The 8144-nt window shown below is 72.8% G+C and carries 7 protein-coding genes; 5 read left to right on the forward strand and 2 right to left on the reverse strand.

Annotated features, from left to right (window positions below; all coding sequences use genetic code 11):
• Together ACLHRZ_RS32285 and ACLHRZ_RS32290 are read left to right on the forward strand one after the other, a co-directional pair.
• The coding region (locus ACLHRZ_RS32285) for an ATP-dependent DNA ligase (protein ID WP_490422148.1) at positions 1-942 on the forward strand (942 nt) is incomplete at its 5' end.
• Positions 943-1064: 122 nt separating this feature from the next.
• Positions 1065-2063 (forward strand): glycoside hydrolase family 6 protein, encoded by a 999-nt coding sequence (locus tag ACLHRZ_RS32290; protein WP_490422149.1) that lies wholly within the window; start codon positions 1065-1067, stop codon positions 2061-2063.
• A gap of 15 nt (positions 2064-2078) precedes the next feature.
• On the opposite strand, the gene glxA is transcribed toward ACLHRZ_RS32290, so the two are convergent.
• Together glxA and ACLHRZ_RS32300 are read right to left on the reverse strand one after the other, a co-directional pair.
• A complete protein-coding gene (gene glxA, locus ACLHRZ_RS32295) occupies positions 2079-3986 on the reverse strand; it encodes a radical copper oxidase GlxA (protein WP_490422150.1) in 1908 nt (635 codons plus the stop codon).
• Between the two features lie 12 nt (positions 3987-3998).
• Entirely contained in the window at positions 3999-5855 is a 1857-nt protein-coding gene (locus ACLHRZ_RS32300; protein WP_490422188.1) for a glycosyltransferase family 2 protein, read from the reverse strand.
• Positions 5856-6293: 438 nt separating this feature from the next.
• Here ACLHRZ_RS32300 and ACLHRZ_RS32305 point away from each other — a divergent pair, with 438 nt between their 5' ends.
• The 3 genes from ACLHRZ_RS32305 to ACLHRZ_RS32315 all read left to right on the forward strand — a co-directional run bounded on the left by ACLHRZ_RS32305 (position 6294) and on the right by ACLHRZ_RS32315 (position 8120).
• Complete coding sequence (locus ACLHRZ_RS32305) at positions 6294-6503, forward strand: hypothetical protein (protein WP_490422151.1); 210 nt, start codon at positions 6294-6296, stop codon at positions 6501-6503.
• Positions 6504-6776: 273 nt separating this feature from the next.
• Positions 6777-7103, forward strand: coding sequence for a DUF6233 domain-containing protein (locus ACLHRZ_RS32310; RefSeq protein WP_490422152.1), 327 nt, complete (start codon positions 6777-6779; stop codon positions 7101-7103).
• Between the two features lie 114 nt (positions 7104-7217).
• Positions 7218-8120 carry a hypothetical protein gene (locus ACLHRZ_RS32315; RefSeq protein WP_490422153.1) on the forward strand — a complete coding sequence of 301 codons (903 nt, stop codon included), beginning with the start codon at positions 7218-7220 and terminating at the stop codon, positions 8118-8120.
• The last annotated feature ends 24 nt before the right edge of the window (positions 8121-8144 follow it).

An 8144-nucleotide genomic window follows, 5' to 3' on the forward strand; every position in this document is an offset into this window, starting at 1 on the left:
GACCTACGAGAACAGCGAAAGTCGAGGGGCAAGCCGCTCACCCGTTACTTCCCCGAACTGGTGGACGCCCTGCTCGCGCAGCTCCCCCGGCGCTGCGTCCTGGACGGGGAGATCGTGATCGTCCGGGAGGGCCGGCTGGACTTCGACGCGCTGCTGGAGCGCATCCACCCCGCCGACTCCCGGGTCCGCATGCTGGCCGGGACGACCCCGGCCTCCTTCGTCGCCTTCGACCTGCTCGCCCTGGGCGACGCATCGCTGCTCGCCACGCCCCAGCGCGAGCGCCGCGACGCCCTGACGGCCGCGCTGCGGAAGGCGACCGCCCCGCTCTTCACCGCGCCCGTCACCTACGACCTGGACGTGGCCCGCGGCTGGTTCGAGCAGTTCGAGGGGGCGGGCCTGGACGGCGTCGTCGCCAAGCCGCCCGAACTGCCCTACCTGCCGGGCGAACGCGTCATGGTGAAGATCAAGCACGAGCGGACCGCCGACTGCGTCGTGGCCGGCCTGCGCCTGCACAAGAGCGGCCCGGTCGTGGGCTCGCTGCTGCTGGGGCTGTACGACTCCGCGGGCCGGCTCCAGCACGTCGGGGTGTGCGCCGCCTTCCCGATGGCCCGGCGCCGGGAACTGATGGACGAACTGGCACCGCTGCGCATGGAGTCGCCCGCAGGGCACCCCTGGGAGTCCTGGGCGGACGCGGAGGCCCAGGCCTCCGGACGGCTGCCCGGCGCCCCGAGCCGCTGGACCGGCAAGAAGGACCTGTCCTGGATCGCCCTGCGCCCGGAGCGGGTGTGCGAGGTCGCCTACGACCACATGCAGGGCGACCGCTTCCGGCACACGGCCCGGTTCCGGCGCTGGCGCCCGGACCGCGAACCGCAGGGGTGCACCTACGCACAGCTGGAGGAACCGGTGGGCTACGACCTGGGCGAGGTACTGGGCGCCAACTGACGCGTCATCACCTCCAAACGGGGCAGAGCGCTACCCGTACGGCGCAGCAAAACAGGACCTGACGGGGCGCCACATTCCAGCCTGGGAAGAATCTCTGCGGCCGGCCGGAAGGGAAGACGCCCATGCACAGGAGACGTACGCGACGGAGAGCCGCCGCCCTGGCCTGCTCGAGTGCCGTGTGCCTGCCGCTCTGCGCCGGCGCCGCGGCCGCCACGGACCCCGGGGACGGGCCCGGATTCCCCTTCTGGTCCGAGCCGTTGGGCCGGCCCGCCCGGCAGCAGCGGGTCTGGCAGGAACGCGGCCGCGACGGGGACGCCGTCTCGCTGCGGCGCCTCTCCGAGGAGCCGACGGCGGTCTGGCTCACCTCCGGCGACCCGCAGCCCCAGGCCGCACAGGTCACCGGCGAGGCGGCCAGGGCCCACCGCATCCCCGTCCTCGTCGCCTACGACATCCCGCACCGCGACTGCGGACAGTACTCCTCCGGCGGCGCCAAGGACGCGGCCGCCTACCGCACCTGGGTGGCCCGGGCCGCGGCCGGGATCGGCGACCGCAGGGCATGGGTCGTCCTCGAGCCGGACGCCATCGCCCAGTGGGCCACGCACTGCCTCCCCGCGGACGCCGCGGCGGAACGGCTGGGCCTCCTCGCCGAGGCCGTCCGGGCGTTCAAGGCGCTGCCGGGCACCTCGGTGTACGTGGACGCGGGCAACGCGGGCTGGATCTCCGACCAGAAGATGCTGGCCGACGCACTGCAACGGTCGGGGGCCGGCCAGGCCGACGGGTTCGCGCTGAACGTCTCCAACTTCCACACGACGGAGACGACGCGCACTTACGGCGACAAGCTCTCCGCGCTGCTGGGCGGTTCGCACTACATCATCGACACCAGCCGCAACGGCAACGGCCCGCTGCTGCCCGCGGCGAACGAGTCGTGGTGCAACCCGCCGGGACGGGCCCTGGGAACGCCGCCCACCACACTCACCGGCTCACCGCTCGTCGACGCGTTCGTCTGGATCAAACGCCCCGGGGAATCGGACGGCACCTGCCGCGGTGCGCCTCCGGCGGGGTTCTGGTGGTCGGAGTACGCGCTGGACCTGGCGAACGCGGCACCGCGCCGCGCCCCGTAGAACGACCCGCACCGCTCAGCGCACGCGCACCCAAGCGGCGCGCGACGGCGTACCCGACCGGTCCGTCAGGAACAGCATGTACCAACCCCCCGGCACCAACGCCGGATCCTCCGGCACCCGCACCGTCGGCACCCCGCCGCGCACCGCGAACTCCAGGGCGATCGAGCGCTGTTCCACGTCGGTCGCGTGCGTCACCGCGCTCGGCCGCATCAGCCGCACCGCGGCCACCCCGCGCGACGACGCGCCCGGCAGCGCGACCAGTTCGCCCCGCCGCACCTCCAGTGGCTCCGAGCGCAGCGACGGGCGGTGGCCGCGGTAGAAGTACGGCGGGGTGTAGACCTCGATGCGCTGCTCGAAGGAGCCGGGGCGGGTGTCGCCCTTGTCCGCGAAGAGCGGGTTGGAGCCGAAGACCGCGATGCGCCCGTCGGGCAGCAGCAGGGCCTCGGAGTGGTAGTCCCGGCCGACCGTGGGGTCGGCGGCGGTCGTGAACGCCCGTGTGTGCGGGTCGTAGAACTGGGCGCGCAGGATGTCGGAGGCGTGCTTGCCCCGGTAGTCGCCCGATCCCCCGGTCGTGAACACCCGGTCGTCGGGCGTCAGTACGGCGTTGAGGTACCGCGTGCCCTGCGGCAGGTCGGGGCCGGGCGCGTAGTGCGGGCGTGCTGCCTTGAGGTCCACGAGGGCCGTGCGCCGGGTCGACAGCGGCGACTCCCCCACCCCGCCGCCGCCCAGGAGCATCACGGTGCGCTGCTGTGCGGGCGGCAGCAGCACGGACGCCGAGGTCTCGGTCAGCTCCGGCCGGGTCAGCCCGGGGACGGGCGCGAAGGTGTTGTGCCACAGGTCCCACAGCCCCGGCGTCCTGCCCTTGCCGGCGGGTCCGTAGCCCGCGTTGGAGCCGGAGTAGAACAGCTTGCCGGTGCCGGTGAGGAAGAGGGCGGGGTAGGTGGGGAAGTACCGGTCGGGCCCCGGGGACCACTTCCGCGTCGCCGGGTCGAAGATCTCGTTCTTGCCGGGGATGATCTCGCCCATGTCGTCCAGGCCGGAGACGGCCAGGACGCGGCCGTCCTGCAGGGTCACCAGCGTGGGGTACCAGCGCGCCTCGGCCATCGGGTCGACCGGCACGTAGCGCTCGGCGACCGGGTCGAACTCGTAGGCCTCGCGCAGCCCCTGGAAGTCCTTCTTGTCCAGGCCGAGTCTGGCGGCGAGCCCGTAGAAGACCTGGGAGTCCTTGCCGCGCAGGCCCAGGATGCGGTACTGGTCGGCGGTGTTGGTGATGCCCTCCTCGCCCTCGGCGACGGACTCCACGTAGACCCGCGCCTGGGAGGCGGTCACCGTGGCCCCGCCCTCCCTCTCGGTCTTCTCGGCGCGCGGCAGCAGTACCGGGAACTGGGAGCGGTACTGCAGGCCGGTGGGGCCCTGGAAGACGGTGCCCGCGGGGAAGACCCGGGAGCGGTCGGGGTCCTCGTTCTTCACCAGCATCGCCCCGCCGGCCCGCCGGACGTCGCCGGTGAGCTTCTCGTAGCGGGCGGTGCCTCCCGCGACCAGCAGCTTTCCGTCGGTCAGCTGGGCGTGCCCGGCGCAGAACATGTCCTTGGGGGTGGGGACCTCCTTGAACGTGCCGTCCGACGGGTCCCACAGCACGCTCTGGAACGTCCCGGCCCGGAACCTCCGCTCGTCGTTACCGGATCCGGCGATCAGCAGCACCTTGCCGGTGTGCAGCAGCGCGGCGTGGATCGCGTTGATCCGGAACCGGCCGGGGACGTCCACGACGTCCCAGTGCCCGTAACGGGCCTTGTACGACTCCTGGTTGACGGTGTACTCGTGCCAGGCGCGCTCGGCGAACCCGGTGGCGGCCGGTGCGTTCGCGGCCAGCAGGGCCAGCACGGCCGCGGCACCGAGCAGCGTCCTGCGCGACTTCGCCCTCATCGTGCTCTCCGCTCAGTGTCCGGTCCGCTGCCCCACCGGCCGCGGCCCGGGCCCCGGTTCGGGCCCCTGGGCGGCGGGTCCGGGCGCGGGGATGCCGGCGCGCAGCGCGCGGCGTTCGCATACCAGGCTCGTCCGCCACACGCCGACCGGGCCGAGCGCGGTCGCCAGCCCCAGCAGGGCCCAGATCCGCATGGCGGTGTGGTCGTGGCCGAGCAGCACCGAGGCGCACAGCGACAGGGCGAACAGGGCCGCCCACGTCAGGTGGGTGCGGAAGGTGGCCACGCAGTCGGCGCTGGCGGAGTCGCCCTTGGGGGTCACCACGAACCGCGAGGTCCGCCGCAGCAGCGCCTCGCCGAGGGAGCGCGCGTAGAGCGGTGCCGAGAGGGCCGACATCACCATGCCGGCCGTGCCGGAGGAGCCTGCGGGCTCGTGCGGGCTGACGTTGTGGCGGCGGTTGCAGAGGTAGAGGCCGATCTGCAGGGCCGCGGCGTCGCAGTAGAGCATCAGCCACAGCCGCGGATCGACGTTGGCACCCGCGGCGCCCAGGCCCAGGAAGAGGGCGCAGCACAGGGCGCCGAGCACCCAGTTGAGGGCGGCCATGGGGTAATAGGTGACCATCAGCGTGTAGTTGAGCAGCCGCCCGGGGGACAGCGACCACACCGCGCGCCAGAACTGGCGCAGCAGCGTCTCGTAGGTGCCGCGGGACCAGCGCAGCTGCTGGGAGAAGTAGTCGGTCCAGGTGGACGGCCCCTCGCCGACGGCGAGGACGTCCGGGGTGTACACCGAGCGCCAGCGCCGCCCGGTGGCGGGGTTGCGGTGGCGGTGGATCTCCAGGCCGGTGGCCATGTCCTCGGTGATCGAGTCGTAGAGCCCGCCGACCTGGCGGAGCACGCCGATGCGTACGCAGTTGCAGGTCCCGACGAACATCGGGGAGCCGTAGGCGTTGCCCGCGCGCTGGATCAGGGCGTGGAAGAGGAACTGCTGGCTCTCGGCCGCCTTGGTCACCGCCGCCGTGTAGTTGCCGTAGACCTGGGGGCCGACGACGAACGCCACGTCCGGGTCGCGGAAGTAGCCCATCATGCGCTCGAGGAAGTTGGGCAGGGGCACGTGGTCGGTGTCCACGCAGGCCATGAACTCGTAGTCGTCGCCGTGCGCGTCCAGCCAGGCGTTGTAGTTGCCGTGCTTGGTACGGGCCCGGAAGCGTCCGGAGGGGCGGTTCCAGCGGTCGACTCCCCTGCGGCTGAAGTGCCGTACGCCCAGCCGCTCGCACAGCCGCCGGGCCTCGGGGTCGTCGCCCTCGTCCAGCAGCCACACGTCCAGCAGCCCGTCGTGCTCGATGCGCACCGCGCCCTCCAGCGTGGCGCGCACCATGGCCAGCGGTTCCTTGCCGGGGACGAAGCTGGTGAGGAAGGCGACCCGGGTGCCCGGCTGCGCCCGCACCGGCACCGGGTCCCGGGCCATGAGGGTGGCGTGGGCGTTGGAGACGACGTTGACGACGCGGAAGAGTTCGATCAGCCCGATGGAGAGCATCATGGCCGTGTCGGCGCCGCGCTCCCAGTCGCTCGCGTACGCGCGGTGCACCCAGTGCTCCGGCAGCATCAGCCACACCATCAGCGTCAGCGACATCAGGGGGGCGGTGCCGAGGAGGAGGCCGACGCCCGGGCTGCGGCTGCCGCCCTTGCTCATCAGCCGCCGGTAGCGCACCCGGTAGGCGCCGGGCGGGGGGTCGGTCAGGCCGCCGGCCAGCCGGCTGAAGCGGGCGTAGTCGTAGTGCCCGGGTCCGCATCCGCCCGGGCCGGTGCCGCCGGGTCCGGGCCGGCCCGGTCCGGCCGGCCCTGCGCCGCCGGGTCCGCCGCCCGGCTCCGGCACCCCGCCGGGCCGTCCCGGGCCGAGGGTGCCGCCCCGGCCGTCGGCGGGCGGCCCTCCGGCGGAGTCCGTGCCGGAACGTCCCGGTTCCGTACTCTCGCAGGCCGTTGCCGACCGGGCATCGCTCGCCGAAATCGCCACCACAACACCCCCAGCCACGAACGGACACGGGATCAAGACGCCCAGGGGGCGCCTCGGGGGAGAAAAAGTAACAAAACGGACCTACGATCATCTGACAAACGCACCGAAAGTGACCACGCATCACTCACATGGCAGCGGCGCGTGACCGGTTCCCGCACTTGGAGGGGGCCCGGCGGCCGGAGAGAATGCTCAGCCCGGCGACGCGGCAGCGGCCCGGGACGGCGGCATGTCCTAGAATTGCGGAATTCATCAATTCACCAAGTGCGCGAACAGTCGGACGAGCCACACAGGGGGCTGACGGTGAGTGCGTTCGCCGAGGCGATGCGGGACAGGGTGCGTGCGGCACGCGCGGCCCTCGCGGCGGCACGGGCTGCCGGGGACAGCTACGAGGCGGCCCTCGCGGAGGACGAGCTCGACGACGCGCTGCGGCTGGCCCGCGCACACGGCGTCGAGACGGACACCGTGCCGGACGGGACGGGCGAGCAGCCGGTGCACGACGACGGGAGCTGAATTCCGGCCCGTGGAACGACTGTTCACAAGGACAGGTGACAACGAATGGGCCGCGTCCGGGGAGTTCGATCCGGCCATCGAATTCCGGCCGTAATACGCCGTTGTCCTATGCCAGTCGGGGCAAGGACCGCCGGAGCTGCACAACGTTTCACCGCCCCTCCCTCCGCAATCCCGGCAGTGCCCCCGGCTCCCCGGTCAACCTGCAGGTCAGCAGCGCCGGGCATCTGGAGAACGGGGTTCGCGGCAGGCTTTCCGCTGCTACTGTCCCGCGTCATGGAGCAGCTCTTCACCCATGATGAACTCGCCCGTATCGAGGCCGCCGCACAAGAAGTCGGCCATTCTCCGCACGAATGGGTCCGCGCGGTCGTGCTGCACCGGCTCAACGGCGGCCGGCGCGACATCGAGGACGCCGTCTGGCCGCTCACCGAACAGCGCCGCCCCGGCGGCGCCGTCCACGAGCTGCACCACGCCGGCTGCTGGGTGCCCAAGGGCGGCGAGGCCACGCTGACCACCGCCGAGGCCCGCGCCCAGGTGGCCCGGCAGGACGTGCGGCTGTGCGACGCCTGCCAGCCCGAGAGGTTCCTCGGCCCGGTCCGCTAGCCGCGCCGGACCTGCCCTGCAGGCCGTTCCGGCGGACCTGCGGACTTCTGCCGCGAATGCCCCCATTACGCTGTCCCCTTGTCAAGATTTCGCAGGTGGCGGGGGAAGTACGGCATGAGAATGGTGACGCGGCTCATCGGGTGGGCGACGCTGCTCGTGGGCTACGCGACCATGGTGACCGGAATGATCCCGTTCCGGGAGCTGCCGCCCAAGCGGCAGCAGCTGTGGCTGCTCGGCGCGACCGCGGCATGCGCCCTGTGCTGGGTGCTGGCCTCCCTGGCCGTGCGGGCGCGCAGACGTGCGGTGTTACGCCGCAAGCAATGGCGCAGGCGGTACCGGCCCTGGCCCGCACCGCGCTCGTCGCGCCTGCTCTCCTGGGTCCTGGGCTTCGGCATCGCGTTCACCAGCGCGGCCGCCCTGTGCCAGGGCGTGGGCCCCGACGGCGCCTACGGCGCCTGGCTCGCCAAGGTCGAGCGGGCCGGGGGCGGGGTGTACGAGGTGCCCGTCCGGAGCGTCGTCGGCACGCCGCAGCCCGTCGACAACGAGGTCAACGACAACGAGTACACCTCGACGGTCCTCACCGACATCCCCTTCTCCGCCGGGAAGAAGGAGGTCACCCTGCACGGGGTGGTCACCCGCGGGCTGCCGGAGGAGGGCCGCACGCTCCAGCTGCGCTACGCCCCCGACCGGCCCGGCCTGGGCGTGCGGCAGGCGCCGGAGACCGACATCGGCTTCATCGCAGGACGGTACGTCGCCCTGCCGGTGATCTGGACCTCCGCGGTCATCGCCGGGTTCCTCACCGGCCTGGCGCTGCGCCGCAACGAGCGGCGCGTCCGGCGGGCCCGCCGCTTCGAGCCCTGGGTCCACCTGCCCGCCGCGGCACTGCTTCTGTGCGGTGCCGTGATGATCGTCCCGCTGCTGACGGCCTTCCCGACGACGGCGACGGGCTGGAGCCTGGCGGTCGCGAGCGCGGCCACCCCGTGGCTGGCGCTGGCGTGGGTGACCAGGACGCGCTGAGCGGCGGTCCGGGCGGCCGGCCAC

Source organism: Streptomyces sp. AM25, assembly GCF_058146165.1.